Origin of the sequence: Streptomyces sp. WAC05374 (assembly GCF_004353505.1) — a bacterium.
Classification (GTDB): Bacteria; Actinomycetota; Actinomycetes; order Streptomycetales; family Streptomycetaceae; genus Streptomyces.
The window spans coordinates 1-339 of sequence record NZ_SMNQ01000054.1 but is presented as its reverse complement, the minus strand read 5'-3'; the positions used below and the strand labels follow the sequence as shown (position 1 = coordinate 339).

The window sequence follows — 339 nt, the reverse complement described above, 5'->3', positions numbered from 1 at the left end:
CACCCACCAGTTGGTACAGCAGGAGCAGCAGAGCGGCCGGCGCGTTGATCGTCATCGAGGTGGACACCTTGTCCAGCGGGATCCCGCCGAACAGCACCCGCATGTCGTCGATCGAGTCGATCGCCACGCCGACCTTGCCGACCTCGCCGTGGGCGATCGGCGCGTCGCTGTCGTGGCCCATCTGCGTGGGCAGGTCGAACGCCACCGACAGGCCCATCGTGCCGTTGGCGATCAACTGCTTGTAGCGGGCGTTGGACTCCACCGCGGTACCGAAACCCGCGTACTGCCGCATCGTCCACGGCCGGCCCGTGTACATCGACGGATACACACCACGCGTGA

General features: G+C 66.7%; 1 protein-coding gene. It reads right to left on the bottom strand.

The genetic code is table 11. From position 1 onward, the window contains the following. On the bottom strand, positions 1-339 hold a 339-nt coding region (locus tag E2B92_RS32505), incomplete at both ends, for a methylmalonyl-CoA mutase family protein (RefSeq protein WP_235024085.1).